Source organism: Kitasatospora purpeofusca (genome assembly GCF_000718025.1).
Lineage (GTDB): Bacteria > Actinomycetota > Actinomycetes > Streptomycetales > Streptomycetaceae > Kitasatospora > Kitasatospora purpeofusca.
Map to the genome: position 1 here is coordinate 102,738 of NZ_JODS01000001.1, position 15,332 is coordinate 118,069.

Annotated in this window: 13 protein-coding genes; 7 read left to right on the forward strand and 6 right to left on the reverse strand. The window is 74.0% G+C overall.

All coding sequences use genetic code 11. The features are described from left to right. Positions 1 to 61 precede the first annotated feature (61 nt). Positions 62 to 1,609: a hypothetical protein gene (locus IF01_RS0100485; RefSeq protein ID WP_030391164.1), complete on the forward strand. Its 1,548-nt coding sequence runs from the start codon at positions 62 to 64 to the stop codon at positions 1,607 to 1,609. 96 nt (positions 1,610 to 1,705) lie between these two features. After that, positions 1,706 to 2,452, forward strand: coding sequence for a MerR family transcriptional regulator (locus tag IF01_RS0100490; protein ID WP_030391165.1), 747 nt, complete (start codon positions 1,706 to 1,708; stop codon positions 2,450 to 2,452). 12 nt (positions 2,453 to 2,464) lie between these two features. Here IF01_RS0100490 and IF01_RS0100495 read toward each other — a convergent pair whose 3' ends face one another. The 4 genes from IF01_RS0100495 to IF01_RS0100510 all read right to left on the reverse strand — a co-directional run bounded on the left by IF01_RS0100495 (position 2,465) and on the right by IF01_RS0100510 (position 8,498). Further along, positions 2,465 to 4,651, reverse strand: coding sequence for a 3-hydroxyacyl-CoA dehydrogenase NAD-binding domain-containing protein (locus tag IF01_RS0100495; RefSeq protein WP_030391166.1), 2,187 nt, complete (start codon positions 4,649 to 4,651; stop codon positions 2,465 to 2,467). Positions 4,652 to 4,705: 54 nt separating this feature from the next. Then, the gene (locus tag IF01_RS0100500) at positions 4,706 to 5,920 is read right to left on the reverse strand and encodes an acetyl-CoA C-acetyltransferase (protein ID WP_030391167.1); all 1,215 of its coding nucleotides are present in this window, start codon (positions 5,918 to 5,920) and stop codon (positions 4,706 to 4,708) included. Between the two features lie 91 nt (positions 5,921 to 6,011). Continuing rightward, on the reverse strand, positions 6,012 to 7,154 hold the full coding sequence (locus IF01_RS0100505) for an acyl-CoA dehydrogenase family protein (protein ID WP_030391168.1): 1,143 nt from the start codon (positions 7,152 to 7,154) through the stop codon (positions 6,012 to 6,014). A 27-nt stretch (positions 7,155 to 7,181) separates the two neighbouring features. Continuing rightward, on the reverse strand, positions 7,182 to 8,498 hold the full coding sequence (locus tag IF01_RS0100510; RefSeq protein WP_244215392.1) for a CaiB/BaiF CoA transferase family protein: 1,317 nt from the start codon (positions 8,496 to 8,498) through the stop codon (positions 7,182 to 7,184). 205 nt (positions 8,499 to 8,703) lie between these two features. Between IF01_RS0100510 and IF01_RS0100515 the strand changes: the two genes are divergently transcribed. From IF01_RS0100515 to IF01_RS0100530, 4 genes are all read left to right on the forward strand, one after another. Next, entirely contained in the window at positions 8,704 to 9,855 is a 1,152-nt protein-coding gene (locus tag IF01_RS0100515; protein ID WP_051754784.1) for a hypothetical protein, read from the forward strand. Next, positions 9,852 to 11,198 (forward strand): sensor histidine kinase, encoded by a 1,347-nt coding sequence (locus IF01_RS0100520; RefSeq protein WP_078879540.1) that lies wholly within the window; start codon positions 9,852 to 9,854, stop codon positions 11,196 to 11,198. Before IF01_RS0100515 ends, IF01_RS0100520 begins: the two co-directional genes overlap by 4 nt. Before the next feature lie 68 nt (positions 11,199 to 11,266). After that, a complete protein-coding gene (locus tag IF01_RS0100525) occupies positions 11,267 to 11,953 on the forward strand; it encodes a response regulator (protein WP_030391172.1) in 687 nt (228 codons plus the stop codon). Positions 11,954 to 12,127: 174 nt separating this feature from the next. Then, entirely contained in the window at positions 12,128 to 12,790 is a 663-nt protein-coding gene (locus IF01_RS0100530) for a Pr6Pr family membrane protein (protein WP_051754785.1), read from the forward strand. Positions 12,791 to 12,871: 81 nt separating this feature from the next. Here the strand turns inward: IF01_RS0100530 and IF01_RS0100535 are convergent, their stop codons facing one another. Together IF01_RS0100535 and IF01_RS0100540 are read right to left on the reverse strand one after the other, a co-directional pair. After that, positions 12,872 to 13,243, reverse strand: a complete 372-nt coding sequence (locus IF01_RS0100535) for a hypothetical protein (protein ID WP_030391174.1) — start codon at positions 13,241 to 13,243, stop codon at positions 12,872 to 12,874. Between the two features lie 28 nt (positions 13,244 to 13,271). Beyond that, complete coding sequence (locus tag IF01_RS0100540; RefSeq protein ID WP_030391175.1) at positions 13,272 to 13,484, reverse strand: hypothetical protein; 213 nt, start codon at positions 13,482 to 13,484, stop codon at positions 13,272 to 13,274. Positions 13,485 to 13,721: 237 nt separating this feature from the next. On the opposite strand from IF01_RS0100540, the gene IF01_RS0100545 reads away from it, so the two are divergent. After that, positions 13,722 to 15,329, forward strand: coding sequence for a S41 family peptidase (locus IF01_RS0100545; RefSeq protein ID WP_051754786.1), 1,608 nt, complete (start codon positions 13,722 to 13,724; stop codon positions 15,327 to 15,329). Positions 15,330 to 15,332 lie beyond the last annotated feature (3 nt).

A 15,332-nucleotide genomic window follows, 5' to 3' on the forward strand; every position in this document is an offset into this window, starting at 1 on the left:
GCTCCCTAGACTCCGTCCGACCGCCGAACCCGAGGAATTTCGGCGCAAAATGGGGGCTCACATGACCGAGAACGAACCGGGTTACGACTACTGGTTCCGCCTGGAGATCGAGGTGAGCGGCTCACCGGGCGGCCGGAGCCGGCTGAAGGAGCTTCTCGCCGCACGCGGCTGGATCGTCTCGGCCCCGTCCGGGACGGAGACTGCGGCCGAGGCCGGAAGCGCACCCGAGACCTGGATCGTCGAGGCCGGGGTCAATGGCTCCCGCTGGGGCGCGGCCCAGGTCGTCAAGACCGCGCTGGAGCGCGCCCGCCGCGGGACCCCGGTGTCGGTGGAGCTCAAGGTCCTGGAGCCGATCGTCCCCTCCGATCCGCCCCGCACCCGGTGGCTCGCCCACCTTCCGCTCCCCTCGGCCGTACGGCCGGACTGGCTCCGCCGCCCTCTGCTGCGGAGCGGCCTCTTCGACACCGGCCGGGAGATCTTCCTGCCCACCGGACCGGGCGTCCGGCAGGCCGCCGAGCTGGCGACCGTCCGCGCCCTGACCGAGAGCGCCGCACCCCCGCACAACGCCCTCCCCCGGCTGCTCGGCCCGTCCTCCCGGGTCGAGCAGCCGAGTCGACGTCGGCAGCACGTCGTACCGGAGCGGATCGGTCTGCCGATCGCCCTCACCGCGGCCGTCGTCCTGCTGAACCTCGGGACGTGGCTCAACGCGGCACAGCCCCATCCCCTGGCCACGGGGGCAGCCGCCCTCCTTCTCGCCCTGCTGCTCGGCGCCCCGGCGGGCCTGCTCCTGGCCCAGTACGGCACCCACCCCGAACACACCCGGCCGTTGCCGGCCTCGGCCGTCGGCTGGGCGGCGGGCCTGGTCGTGATCGGGACGGGGCTGGCCCTGCCCTTCGCGGCGCCCTCGCGACAGGGCGCCGCGGTACTCACAGCCGTCATGTCCGCCGCGTTCCTGGCCGGGAACGGCCTGCGCCTGCTGTTCCGCAATCTGTCGCGGAAGGCGATGGCAGCCTGGCTCGTCCCCGCACTCCTCCCGCTCGCGCTCCCCGTCCTGCCGGTCCCGGGGTTCTCCCTCCACACCTATTACCTCGACTATTTCGACGCCAGCCGCGAGGAGGTGTTCATCCCCGTCAGCTGGCAGCTCATCGCCGACACCAAGGGGATGGTGATCGTGGTGGGCCCGCTCGTCGCACTCGCGCTCCTGGGCTACGCACGACACTTCCACGCCATTCGCGGCGCCGAGGGAATCCCGCTCTGGGGTGGCCTGCTCTGCGTCGCTCTCATGGCCACCGTCGCGGTGTTCTGGGTACAGGTCCTCACCCCGGCGACCGAGGCAGCCGCCGCCGCGGCCACACAGGCCAGGGCCGGCAGTCAACCCGAGCAGTACTTCGGCATCGCACCGCAGCGGGTCTGCGTGCGCCCGGCCGCCGGCTCCACTGCGCCGCCGTTCCAGGGCAGCGCCGTCAGCCCCGACCACCCGTACCTCGCGTTCCCGTCCTCGGCGGACTGGATCAGGCTCTGGGACTTGACCGACCGCAGCTCGGTCGTCGTGAAGCGGGAGCACTGGCAGATCATCAAGTCGAGCGATCCGAGCTGCCCGGTGGGCTGAGCCGGCGGGGCTCCCGCGGCCCGGAGGCGTTCGCGGGCGTGGACCGGGTGGGACAGTGGTGTCACACTGGCGCTGTCACAGTGGTGGTGCTACGAAGTGGAGGCGGGGGTGGAGGTGCGGCTGACGGTGGACGAGTTGGCGGCGCGGGCGGGGGTGACGGTGCGGACGGTGCGGTTCTACGGGACGAAGGGGCTGCTGCCGCCGCCGGTGCTGGGGGCGCGGCGGGTGGGGTGGTACGGGGCCGAGCACCTGGACCGGCTGGGGCTGATCGAGGAGTTGCAGCGGCAGGGGCTGACGCTGGCCGCGATCGAGCGGTACCTGGCCCGGCTGCCGCAGGACTCCACCCCGCTGGACCTGGCGATCCACCGGGCTCTGGTGGCCTCGTGGACGCCGGAGGTGCCGGAGGAGGCGGGTCGCGAGGAGGTGGAGCGGCGGGCCGGGCGTCGGCTGTCGGAGGAACAGGTCGACCGGCTGGCCGCGATGGGGGCGGTGGAACGGACGGCGGACCCGGAGGTGTTCCGGGTGGACCCGGGGCTGCTCCCGCTGGGGGTGCGGATCCTGGACGTGCCGATCCCGTTGGAGACCCTGCTGGCCGCGCGCGCGGTGGTGGTGGAGCACAGCCGGGCGACCGCGCGGGAGCTGCACCGGCTGTTCCGGGAGACGGTGTGGAAGCCGTACCGGGAGAGCGAGCCGGCACCGGACGACGTGGAACGGATGAAGGCGCTCACCGACCACATCCAGCCGATGGTGGCGCAGGCGCTGGTCACGGCGTTCCAGCGGTCGTTGCGGGAGGAACTGGGCGAGGCGGCCGCCGAGGACAGGCGGACCGCCCCGCCCGGGTGAGGAGCCTGCGGGTCAGTCGGTGAAGGTGCGCCCCTCGGCGGCGATCCGCTCCAGCAGCGCGGGCGGCGCGAACCGCTCCCCGTACGCGGCGGCGAGTTCGCGGGCGCGCTCCGCGAAGCCGGCCGGGCCGCCCGGATAGCCGTTGATGTACTGGAGCACACCGCCGGTCCAGGCCGGGAAGCCGATGCCGAGGATGGAGCCGACGTTGGCGTCCGCGACCGAGGTGAGCACGCCCTCCTCCAGGCAGCGGACCGAGTCCAGGGCCTCGCTGAAGAGCATCCGCTCCTTGAGGTCCTCGAACGGGATGTCCACCTCCGCCCGGGTGAAGTGCTCGCGCAGGCCGGGCCAGAGCCGACCCCGGGTGCCGTTCTCGTCGTAGTCGTAGAAGCCGGCGCCGCCGCTGCGACCGGGGCGGCCGAACTCGTCCACCATCCGGTCCACCACCGCGTCCGCCGGGTGGGCGGTCCACTCGCCGCCGGCCGCCTCGACGGCGCGCCGGTACTCGTCGCGGATCCGGCGCGGCAGGGTCAGGGTCAGCTCGTCGAGCAGCGACAGCACCTTGGCCGGGTAGCCGGCCTGGGCGGCGGCCTGCTCGACGCTGGCCGGCTCGACGCCCTCGCCGATCATGGCGACGCCCTCGTTGATGAACTGGCCGATCACCCGCGAGGTGAAGAAGCCGCGCGAGTCGTTCACCACGATCGGGGTCCGGCCGATCTGCCGGACCAGGTCGAAGGCGCGCGCCAGCGCCTCGTCCCCGGTCTGCGGCCCCCGGATGATCTCCACCAGCCGCATCTTGTCGACCGGCGAGAAGAAGTGCAGCCCGATGAAGTCGGCGGTGCGCTGCACACCCTCGGCGAGCAGGCCGATCGGCAGGGTGGAGGTGTTGGAGCAGAGCAGTGCGTCGGGGGCGACGATCCCCTCGATCTCCTGGAACACCTTGTGCTTGAGCTCCGGGTTCTCGAAGACCGCCTCGATCACCGCGTCGCAGCCGGCCAGGTCGGCGGCGTCGGCGGTCGGGGTGATCCGGGCGAGCACCTCGTCGCGCTGCGCCTCGGTGCGCCGGCCCCGGGCCACCGCCTTCGCCAACAGGCCCTCGGAGTAGGCCTTCCCGCGCTCGGCGGCCTCGACGGTGACGTCCTTGAGCAGCACCTCGATACCGGCCTCGGCGCAGGTGTGGGCGATGCCGGCGCCCATCATCCCGGCGCCCAGCACGGCGACCCGGCGGACCGTCCGCTTCTCCACCGAAGCGGGCCGCCCGGCGCCGGAGTTGACCGCCTGGAGGTCGAAGAAGAGCGCCTGGATCATGTTCTTGCTGGTCTGCCCGCAGGCCAGCTCGGTGAAGTAGCGGGCCTCGATCGCCATTGCGGTGTCGACGTCCACCTGGGCGCTCTCGACGGCCGCGGCGAGCACATTGCGCGGCGCCGGGTAGGGGGCGCCGGCCAGCTGCTTGCGCAGGTTGGCGGGGAAGGCGGGCAGGTTGGCGGCGAAGGCCGGGGTGCTCGGGGTGCCGCCGGGGATCTTGTAGCCCTTGACGTCCCAGGGCTGGACGGGGGCCGGGTTCGCCTCGATCCAGGTGCGCGCCCGCTCGGCCAACTCCTCCGGGGTGGCGACCAGTTCGTGGACCAGGCCGTGCTGGAGAGCCTGCGCCGGGCGGTACTGGCGGCCCTGCAGCAGGAACTTCAGCAGGGCGTCGGTGATGCCGAACAGCCGCACCGTGCGGACGATCCCGCCGCCGCCGGGAAGCAGGCCGAGGGTGACCTCGGGCAGGCCGATCCGGCTGGCCGGGGTGTCCAGGGCGATCCGGTGGTGGCAGGCGAGGGCGAGTTCCAGGCCGCCGCCGAGCGCGCTGCCGTTGATCGCGGCGACGACCGGCAGTCCGAGGGTCTCCAGGGCGCGCAGGGCGCGCTTGATCCGCATCGACTTCTCGAAGACGGCGGCGGCGTCCTCCGGGCGGGCGGCGGAGAGCATCCTCAGGTCGCCGCCGGCGAAGAAGGTCTTCTTGGCGGAGGTGATCACCACGCCGCGCAGCCCGCCGGAGGCCCCGAGGTCGGCCAGCCGGGCGACGACGGTCTCGAAGTCGGCGGTGAACGCCTCGTTCATGGTGTTGACGGACTGGGTGGGGTCGTCGAGGACGAGCGTGACCACGCCGTCCTCGGCCTGCTCCCAGCGGATGGTGGTGGTGTCGCCGGTGTCGCTCATGGGGTTCTGGTCTCCTGATGGGGCCGGAAAGGGAGGAGGTCTCGGGGGCGCGGGTCAGACGCGCTCGACGACGGTGGCGATGCCCATGCCGCCGCCCACGCAGAGGGTGGCCAGGCCGTAGCGGAGGTCGCGCCGCTCCAGTTCGTCGATCAGGGTGCCGATGAGCATCGCCCCGGTGGCGCCCAGCGGGTGGCCGAGGGCGATCGCGCCGCCGTTGACGTTCACCTGCTCCGGGGAGAAGCCCATCTCCCGGACGAAGCGCAGCGCGACGGCGGCGAAGGCCTCGTTGATCTCGACCAGGTCGATGTCGGCGGCGGTCAGTCCGGCCTTGGCGAGCGCCTTGCGGGTGGCGGGGGCCGGGCCGGTGAGCATGATGGTCGGCTCGGAACCGGAGACGGCGGCGGAGACGATCCGGGCGCGCGGCCGCAGCCCGTAGCGCTCGCCGATCTCGCGGCTGCCGATGGCGACCAGGGCGGCGCCGTCCACGATGCCGGAGGAGTTGCCGGCGTGGTGGACGTGGTCGATGGCCTCCACCCAGTGGTACTTCTGCAGGGCGACGGCGTCGAACCCGCCGGCCTCGCCGATCGCGGCGAAGGAGGGCTTGAGCCCGGCCAGGGTCTCCACGGTGGTGCCGGGGCGGATGAACTCGTCCCGCTCCAGGACGACCAGGCCGTTGCGGTCGCGGACCGGGACCACCGAGCGGTCGAACAGCCCGTCGGCCTGGGCCTTGGCGGCGCGGGCCTGGGACTCGGCGGCGAAGGCGTCGACATCGGTGCGGGTGAAGCCCTCGATGGTGGCGATCAGGTCGGCGCCGATGCCCTGCGGGGCGAAGTTGGTCTCGTAGGCGGTCATCGGGTCGGCGAACCAGGCACCGCCGTCGGAGGCCATCTTCACCCGGGACATCGACTCGACGCCGCCGGCCAGGATCAGGTCCTCCCAGCCGGAACGAACCTTGGCGGCGGCCATGTTGACGGCTTCCAGACCGGAGGCGCAGAAGCGGTTCTCCTGGACGCCGGCCACCGTGTCGGGCAGGCCGGCCGCGACGGCGGCGATCCGGGCGATGTCGGAGCCCTGGTCGCCGACGGGGCTGACCACGCCGAGCACGATGTCGTCGATCGCCGCCGGGTCCAGCCCGGGGAAGCGGCGGCGGATCTCGTGGATCAGGCCGACGACGAGGTCGATCGGCTTGGTGCCGTGCAGCGAGCCGGTGGCCTTGCCCCGGCCGCGCGGGGTGCGGATCGCGTCGTAGACGTACGCTTCGGTGGTCACGGTGGGCAGCCTTTCGGGGCGGGGTACTGAGAACTTGGTTCCGGGAGAGGACAGTTGGAGGGCGAGGCAGCGGCCGGGGGCCGGCCGGTACTCAGCCGAGGACGGAGCGGCCCACGATCTCCTTCATGATCTCGGTGGTGCCGCCGTAGATGGTCTGGATGCGGCCGTCGGTGAACGCCCTGGCCACCGGGTACTCGCTCATGTAACCGTAGCCGCCGTGCAGTTGGAGGCACCGGTCGGCGGTGCGCTTCTGCAGTTCGGTGGCCCACCACTTGGCCATCGAGGCGTCGGCCGGGGTGAGCGCGTAGCGGTTGTGCTCGGTGATGCAGCGGTCCACGAAGGCACGGGTGACGGCGCACTCGGTGACCAGTTCGGCGATCTCGAAGCGGACGTGCTGGAGCTTCGCCAGCGGCCGGCCGAACGCCTCGCGCCCCTTGACGTACTCGGTGGTGATCTCGACCAGGTACTCCGCGCCGGCGATCGCGGCGGCCGCGATGGTGAGCCGCTCCTGCGCGAGGTTGCGCATCAGGTACAGGAAGCCCTGGTCGAGCTCGCCGAGCAGGTTCTCCTTCGGGACGCGGACGTCCTCGAAGAACAACTCGGCGGTGTCCTGGGCCTTCTGGCCGATCTTGTCGAGGTTGCGGCCGCGCTCGAAGCCGGGCATCCCCCGCTCCACGACCAGCAGGCCGAGACCGTGCGCGCCACCCTCGGCAGTGGTGCGGGCGACCACGATCACCAGGTCCGCGAGGATCCCGTTGGAGATGAAGGTCTTGGCGCCGTTGAGGAGGAAGTGGTCCCCCCGGTCCTCGGCGCGGGTGCGGATGCCCTGGAGGTCGGAGCCGGTCCCGGGCTCGGTCATCGCGATGGCCGTGACGAGTTCGCCGGAGCAGAAACCGGGCAGCCAGCGGCGCCGCTGCTCCTCGGTGGCGAGCGAGGTCAGGTAGGGGCCGATGATGTCGTTGTGCAGCCCGATCGCCAGTCCGGACGCCCCGGCCCGGGCGAACTCCTCGGCCAGCACGGCGGCATAGCGGAAGTCGGCGTTCCCTCCGCCGCCGTACTCCTCGTCGACGGCGAGGCCGAGCAGCCCCTGCCGGCCGGCCGCCAGCCAGGCTTCGCGGTCCACGATGCCGGCCTTCTCCCAGCGGTCGTAGTGCGGCAGCACCTCCTTGGCGAGGAAGGCCCGGACGGTGCCGCGGAAGTCCTCGTGCTCGTCGGTGAAGAGGTCGCGTTGCACGGCAAACTCCTTGGGAGGGTGGCGGGTTCAGGCGGTCGGCGGTGCGGGGGTGCGGGCGGCGGTGGTGGACGCGGCCGGACCGGCGGGCCCGGCAGGCCCGGCAGGCCCGGCAGGCCCGGCCGCGAGCGCGGGTACGCCCCAGTCGCGGGCGACCTCGGCGGTGTCGGCGCCCGGCCGGGCGGGCGGGCGGCGCAGCGCGCCGGGGGTGGCGGAGAACCTGGGCGCGGGGGCCGGCTGGGTGACGCCGTCCACCTCGACATAGGTGCCCCGGCCCACCAGGTGCTCGTGCGCGTGCGCTTGACGCATCGTCAGCACCGGTTCCACGCAGGCGTCCGACCCGGCGAAGACGGCCTCCCACTCGGCGCGGGTGCGGGTGGCGAAGCGCGCGGCGATCCGGGCCCGCAGCTCGGGCCAGCGGGCGGTGTCCCACTGTGCGGGCGCGTCCGGACCGAGCTCCAGCAGCCGGGCGAACTCGGCGTAGAACTGCGGCTCCAGCGCGCCGACCGCGAGGTGGGCGCCGTCGGCAGCCTGGTAGACGGCGTAGAACGGGGCCCCGCCGTCGAGGAGGTTGACGCCGCGCCGGTCCTGCCACCGGCCGCCGGCGAGCAGTCCCTGGAGGACGGCGGTGAGGTGGGCGGCGCCGTCGACGATGGCCGCGTCCACCACCTGGCCAGTGCCGGTTGCGCGGGCGTGGTGGAGGGCCGCGAGCAGGCCGACGACCAGGTAGAGCGAGCCCCCGGCGTAGTCGCCGAGCAGGTTGGCGGGGAGGGCTGGCGGCCCGTCGGGGGCGGCCGGGGAGGCGCCCGGAAGGGCGGCGGCCGTCGACGGCGGGACGGCAGTCGACGGCGCGGCGGCCGGCGGGGCGACGAGGCCGAGGACGCCGGCCACCGCCGTGTACCCGATGTCGTGCCCGGCCCTGGCGGCCAGCGGCCCGTGCTGCCCCCAGCCGGTCATCCGCCCGTAGACCAGCGCCGGATTGCGGGCCAGGCAGGCGTCCGGCCCGACCCCGAGCCGCTCGGCCACCCCCGGCCGGTACCCCTCGATCAGCAGATCGGCGCGGGCCACCAGGTCCAGCACCCGCCCCGGCCCCTCGGGGGCCTTGAGGTCGACGACCACCGAGCGCTTGTTGCGGTTGGCGAGGTCGTACGCCGGCTCGATGCCCAGCGGTGAGGGCTCGGGGCGGTCCACCCGGACCACGTCCGCGCCGAGGTCGCCCAGCAGCATCGCGGCGAACGGTCCGGGCCCGATCCCGGCGAGTTCGACCACCCGGACCCCGGCCAGCGGCCCACCCGGACCACCGCCCGCACCGACGCCACCACCGCCGCGCACACCGCTGTCACCCACGGGCGCCACGGCCCCTCCGAGGATCGACGAAGTCTGACAGTAAAGCTGTAACACTCGCGATGATAGGCAAGCGACTCGCCGGTAACAAGACCTCCGGCCTCGTCCGCCGGGACGGTCGCGGCCCGCCCGGATCCCCCCGGCGGGGGAGGCGGATCCGGTCTCCGGACGACGCGCGGGCCGCCGGGCCCGCGGGACCGTGGGGCACATGACCTCGATGCTCCCGCCCCGCACACCGGCCCCGGCCGCGCCGCCCGCCACAACGCCCGCTCCGGCCCCGAACGGCGTACCGGCCACCGCGCCCCACCCCGCCGGACCGGTCGGCCGGACCCACCCCGTCGCACCGGTCGGCCGAGTCCGGGCTGCGGCAACCTGGACGGCCGTCGCGGCGACCGTGCCCTACCTCGGCCTCAAGCTGCTCTGGCTCACCGGCCACCCGGTCGGGGCCGGCGACGCCGACGCCATGGACGACCTGTGGCTCGTCAACCTGCTGACCTTCGGCATGGACGCCGTCGCCGTCCTGCTCGCCCTCTCCTTCGTCCGGCCGTGGGGGCGCCGGGCGCCGGCCGGACTGGTGGCCTTCCCGATGTGGGTCGCGACCGGACTGCTCGGGACCGTCCTGGTCGCCCTGCCGCTGTTCCTGCTCTCCACCCTGCTGCTGGGCCCGGACCAGGCGCCGCCCGGTGCCGACGACGGGCCGAGCGGCTGGGTGTTCCCGGTGGTGTACGGCGGGTTCGCCGTCCAGGGGGTGGCGCTGATCACCGGCTTCCTGCTGTACGCGCGGGAACGCTGGGCCGGGCTGCTGCGCCAGGACCGGATCGGCGACCTGCCCCGCTCCCCCACCCTGACCACCCAGCGGGCCTTCGCCTGCGTCGCCGCTCCGCTCGCCGCCGGGGTCGCGGCGGCCCGGGTGTACTGGGCCTGCGGGGGGACGACCGGGCTGCCGCTGGAGTGGCAGGAGTACCGCGGCCGGGGCGTGGCGGTGATGGACGGGGTGACGGCAGTGATGGCGGTGGCCGCCGGCGCGGCACTGATGCTGCTGGTGTTCCGGGGCCGTCCGGGGTGGCGGCTGCGCGGACCGCTGGCCGTGGTGTGGACGGCGGCCGGGTCGCTGTTCGGCTGGGGGTCCTGGCAGTTGGTGGCGTTCGGGACGTTCACGGCCGCGCCCGACCCGCGGCGGGCGGTGCCGGGCCTGATGACCCTGGTGGAGGCCGCGCAGGTGGTGACCGGGCTGCTGGTGCTGGCGGTGGGCGCGATCGCCCTGGCCGAGCGGTCCGCGGCCCGCGCCGTCCCGGACACCGCGTGGGCCACGGCGGTCCCGCGGTCCGGCCGGGCCGCTGACGTAGAGTCTGCGCAATGATCACGGGGGCGGGGGCCGACCGGCACACGGACGCGGGCACGGACGCGGAGCACAGCGGAGACACGGAGACCGGCCGGGGCACGCGCCCCGTCCGCCGCGCGCTGCGCGCCCTGTTCGGGCGGCAGGCCCGGCTGCGGTGGGTGCACCTGGTGCTCGGCGGCGCGCTGCTGATGCCGTACTGGCTGCTGTCGACGGTCCTGCTGGGCTCGCTCGACCCGCGCAAGGGCCCTCTGCTCCAGGTCCTGCTCTACTTCGCCGCCCTCGCCGCCTCGCTCCCGATGGCCGCCGCCACCGCACTGGTACCGACCGTACGGGCGCTGGAGGGCGCGGCCGCCCTGGCGCTCTGCGCACCCGCCCGTGCGGACGAGGTGGCCACCGGACCGGCCCGGTCCTGGGCGGCCCGGCGGCGGACGGCCGGCTGGTTCGTGCTGCACCTCGCGTTCGGCGGCATCGTCAGCGGGATGACGCTGACCGCCACGCCGTTCGCGGTGATGCTGATCCTCCAGCCCACCGGCTTCGAGGAGTTGACCCGGTTCTGGGAGGACCTCGGCGTGCCGGGACCGCTGCCGGGACCGGTACTGGGCCTCGCCCTGCTCGCGCTGGTCGTCGGCACCAGCGCCGGCCTCGGCGGCCTGCTGGCCCGCTGGGCACCCGTGCTGCTCGGCCCGACCCCGGACGAGCGCCTGGCCGCCGCCGAACGGCGCGCCACCGTACTCGCCCAGCGCAACCGGCTGGCCCGCGAACTGCACGACTCGGTCGGCCACGCGCTGAGCGCCGTCGGCATCCAGGCCTCGGCCGCCGCCCGGGTGCTGCGCACCGACCCGGAGTTCGCGGCGGAGGCGCTGGCCGCCATCGAGGAGACCGCGCGGGGCGCCGTCGCCGAACTGGACGCGGTGCTGGGGCTGCTCCGCGAGGAGGAGCGAGGCGAGGCCGAGACGGCCGGGCCGACCCTCGCCGGACTGGACGACCTGCTGCGGCAGCTCGCCAGGACCGGGGTGACGGTGGACGCCGAACTGGCGCCGGGCCTGGACCGGCTGCCGCCCGGGTTCTCCCGCGAGGCGTACCGGATCGTCCAGGAGGGGCTCACCAATGTGCTGCGGCACGCCGGGCCCGCACCGGCCCGGCTGCGGGTCTCCCTGGCCGAGGAACAGGTGGGGATCGAGCTGACCAGTGCGCTCGACCGGCTCCGGCCCGGCCGGCCCGGCGGCGGGCGCGGGCTGCGCGGGATCGGCGAACGCGCGGCGGCCCTGCGCGGCGACTGCGAGGCCGGGCCGACGGACGACGGAACGATGTGGCGGCTGGCCGTCCGGCTGCCGGTGGGAACGGGAGGAGAGCAGCGGTGAACGGTTCGAGGAGTGCTTCGAGGAGCACGGCGGGGGTCGAGGGAGCGTCGGCGGGCGGCAGCGACCCGGTGCGGGTGGTGATCGCCGACGACGAGCGGCTGGTGCGGACGGGCCTGCGGGTGGTGATCGACGCCGAACCGGACCTCACCGTGGTCGGTGAGGCCGCCGACGGCGCCGAGGTGGTGCCGCTGGTGCGCGAACTGCGTCCGGACGTGGTGCTGATGGACGTCAGGATGCCCGGGATCGACGGCATCCGGGCCACCGAGCAGTTGGTCGGCGGGATGGCCGAGCCGCCCCGGATCCTGGTGGTCACCACCTTCGAGCACGACGACCACGTCTACGACGCGCTGCGGGCGGGGGCGGCCGGCTTCCTGCTGAAGCGGGCCCGGGCGGAGGAGATGGTGCAGGCGGTGCGGCTGATCGCGCGCGGCGACTCGCTGCTGTTCCCGGCGGCCGTCCGCGAGCTGGCCCTCCGCTACGGGGCTCCGTCCGCGCGGGACACCCGTCCGGCGCCCGGCCGGGGGGCCGACCCGGGTCGGGGCCGTTCGCCGATCGAGCGCCTGACCGAGCGTGAGGGCCAGGTGCTGCGGCTGATGGCGGCGGGGCTGAGCAACGGCGAGATCGCCGCGAAGCTCGCACTCAGCCAGGAGACGATCAAGACCCACGTGGGCGGCGTGCTCGCCAAGCTGGGCGCGCGGGACCGCACCCAGGCGGTCATCACCGCCTACGAGTCGGGCTTCGTCCTGCCGGGCTGAGTCCGGCGCCGGCGGCCACCCACCGAGGTGTCGGCCGAATGTCGCAGGGGCATCCACAGGGAATCCGGTGGATGGAGGAACGTTTTTTCCCTCCCGCCGACCCACAGGTAGAGTGCGATCTTCCCCTTCGACGTCCGATACCTCCCGTATCGCCCGGAAAGAACTGGTGGCCGTATGTCAGTCCGGACCAGCCCGGCGCTCTGGTGGCGCGCCGGCATCGTGCTCTCGACCGCCCTCGGCCTGAGCCTCCAGACCGCGCCGCTGGTGTACTTCACCATCCAGAGCAATGTGATCGTGCTCGGCTACTTCGTCGGCGCCGTGTACTGGATGCTCAAGCGCGGGACCACCGACGCGCCCGCGCCCCGGCTGCGCGGCGCCGCCACCCTGTACATCCTGATCACCGGGCTGGTCTCGCACATCCTGCTGGAGCACGGCGCCAACCCGCTGCCCGGCCTGTTCGACGGACCGGACAAGCTCCAGCACTGGTCGTCGTTCTTCGTGCACTACGTCACCCCGGTGCTGGTGATCGTCGACTGGCTGGTGTTCCGGCCCCGCAACGCCTCCTCCTGGCGGGACATCCCGCTCTGGCTGACGTTCCCGCTCGGCTACGCGGCGCTCGTACTGGTCCGCAACGCGCTGTTCTCCAACTACCCGCTGCCGTACCCGTACTTCTTCTTCGACCCGACCACGAAGGGGTACGGCTACGTCTGGGGTCAGATCGCCCTGCTGACGGTCGAGTTCGTCGCGCTGGCCGCCGTCGTGGTCGGCCTGGACCGGCTCGGGACCCTGGTCCGCACCCGGCTGGGGCGGGACAACGGCACCCCGGCCGAAGCCTGACGCCCAGTCGGTTCCGGTCCGGCATCGGAACAGCAGTCCGGCGTCGGAGGAGCCGTCCGGCGTCGGGGCAGCCGTCCGGCCTCAGATCCGCCAGGACCGGATCCGGTCGGCCGCCGCGAACACGTCCGCCCGCCCCTCCGCGATGTCCCGGGCCAGCTCGACCAGCGCCCCGTACGGCGGATCGACGCCCTCGCCCGCCGCGTGCATGTACGCGGCCGTGGCCATGCAGGCGTAGAGGTTGTTGCGCAGCGGCAGCGGGCGCAGCAGCACGATGGTGTGCATCAGGGTGGCGGCGCACCAGGCCGGATCGGCGTCGTGGCCGAGCTGAGCGGTGTTCACCCGGTGCCGTGCGACGGCCGCCTGGAGTGCCGAGTAGTCGCGCACGCTGAGGTCCTCGGGCGAGGCCAGCTCCTGGATGTCGAGCAGCCAGCGCAGATCGACGCGCGGCAGCATCATCGGCCCCCTCCCGTGACTGCTCCGCTCAGGCGGCGGGCGCGTCCTCCGGGAACGCCCGGTCGAACTCCTCGCGGTGCTCGTTCCAGAACGCCACCGCGTGGGAGACGAACACCCGGCGCTGCTGCTCCCGCACACTCAGGTCGTGGACATACGCCTTGACACTCTTTCCGTCGGCGGCGGCGGCCTCGCGGATGGCGGCGAGTTCGTGCTCCGTGTACTCGATGTTGAGTGCTGGCATGGCGCCGATGGTACTGGAGCTCACAGGAGTTGGACACTGAGTCGACAACCCTGACAGCACTCGGGGGAGCCTCTGGTCCGCAGGTCGGAGCCGGGTGGGCCGGAGCCTACCTCCGGGGTCCAGGTGGGGACAGATCCGCAGGTTGACGTGCCGAAACCGGTCGGGCCCGTACCGTCGGCCGTGGGCGGCGGAGAGTTCCGCGGGGGGAAGCCCGGACCGGAAACGGCAGGGGACGAGATGGGTATCGGACGGCGGAGGCCGACGGCCGGAGCAACCAGGACGGCGGGGGCCGCGAGGGCTGCGGGGGCGGCCAGGACGAGCGGGGCGGCCAGGACGAGCGGGGCGGCCAGGGCGAGCAGGGCGGCGGGGGTCGCGGCGGTCGCGCTCGCGGTCACGGCGGGCACCATCGGCACGGCGGGCGCCGTCGGCGCCGCACCGGACGGGGACGGCGACGCGCGGCGGCCGGGCGTCAACCGGCTGGAGGGGGTCTGGCAGACGAACGGGTACGGCATCCTCGTCGAGGTCCACGGAACGGCCTTCACCACCTACGACGTGACCCGGGTCAGCTGCACCCCGGGCTTCTTCTCCGGCGCCCAGGTCGGTGCGCCCGGACGCGACGGCACCGTCCGGTACGGCCAGTCCGGCAAGGCCTACGCCTCGTCCTCGCTCACGCCCCGGGGGCGCGACCGGGCCGTGTACCAGGAGGACGGCGCCGCCTCCGCCAGGGACCTCACCCGGCTGCCCGGCGGCCTCCCGGCCCAGTGCCGGCAGCCCGCCCCGCAGGACGCGCTCTCGGCCTTCGACCGGTTCTGGGCGACCTTCGAGGAGAACTACCCCTTCTTCGCCGCCAAGGGCATCGACTGGCGCGCCAAGGGTGCGCAGGCGCGGGCCGGCATCACCCCGCAGACCAGCACCGACGACCTGCAGAAGATCATCGTGGACCTGCTGGAACCGCTCGGCGACGCGCACACCGCGCTGGGCCGCAAGCGCCCCGGCGGCGGGTACACCGGCGTCTTCGGCGGGCTGCGCCCGGGCACCGCGGAGCCCACCGACGAAGTGCGGGAGCAGGCGGCCCGGGCGGTGGCCGCCCAGCTCCTCGCCCCCGAGCGGACCTTCGGCCAGGGCCGACTGGGGGTCGGCGAACTCCCGGGCGGCATCGGCTACCTGAGGGTCAGCGCCTTCGACGGCTATGTCGAGGACGGCCCCTACCAGGACCACGCCGCCGAGCTGGACAAGGCGCTGGACCTCCTGCTGGCGCACCCCGAGCGGCTGAACGGCCTGGTGGTCGACCTGCGGCTGAACGGCGGCGGGTCGGACCGGCTGGGACTGCGGATCGCCTCCCGGCTCACCGACCGGCCCTTCCTGGCCTACCGCAAGGTGGCCCGCAACGACCCGGCCGACCCGACCGGGTTCACCCGCCCCCAGCCGAGCGTGGTCCGCCCCGCCGTCGGCACGACCCGGTACACCGGACCGGTCGCCCTGCTGACCGCCGGCTCCACCGTCAGCGCGGGCGAGACCTTCACCCAGGCGATGGCGGAGCGGCGGCCGGCACCCGTCCGGATCGGCGAGAACACCCAGGGCGTGTTCTCCGACATCATGTTCAAGCCGGTCTCGGCCGACCTCGTGGCCGTCCTGCCGAACGAGAAGTTCCTCACCCGCTCCGGCAGCACCTTCGACGGACCGGGCATCCCGCCGAACGTCCGCACCCCGGTGTTCACCCCGGAGGAGCTGGGCCAGGGCCGCGACTCCGCCCTGACCGAGGCCCGCAGGCTCCTCTCCGCCGGAGGCACCGCGGCCCCCGGCACCGCGGACGCCGCCGCAGCCGCCGCGGCCGGCCCCCGCTGACCG

Excerpts from the sequence above, each read along its gene's own strand:
- IF01_RS0100535 (WP_030391174.1), bottom strand. The coding sequence starts at position 13,243 with ATGCTGCCGCGCGTCGATCTGCGCTGGCTGCTCGACATCCAGGAGCTG.
- IF01_RS0100540 (WP_030391175.1), bottom strand. The coding sequence starts at position 13,484 with ATGCCAGCACTCAACATCGAGTACACGGAGCACGAACTCGCCGCCATC.
- IF01_RS0100515 (WP_051754784.1), top strand. The coding sequence starts at position 8,704 with ATGACCTCGATGCTCCCGCCCCGCACACCGGCCCCGGCCGCGCCGCCC.
- IF01_RS0100495 (WP_030391166.1), bottom strand. The coding sequence starts at position 4,651 with ATGAGCGACACCGGCGACACCACCACCATCCGCTGGGAGCAGGCCGAG.
- IF01_RS0100545 (WP_051754786.1), top strand. The coding sequence starts at position 13,722 with ATGGGTATCGGACGGCGGAGGCCGACGGCCGGAGCAACCAGGACGGCG.
- IF01_RS0100485 (WP_030391164.1), top strand. The coding sequence starts at position 62 with ATGACCGAGAACGAACCGGGTTACGACTACTGGTTCCGCCTGGAGATC.
- IF01_RS0100530 (WP_051754785.1), top strand. The coding sequence starts at position 12,128 with ATGTCAGTCCGGACCAGCCCGGCGCTCTGGTGGCGCGCCGGCATCGTG.
- IF01_RS0100520 (WP_078879540.1), top strand. The coding sequence starts at position 9,852 with ATGATCACGGGGGCGGGGGCCGACCGGCACACGGACGCGGGCACGGAC.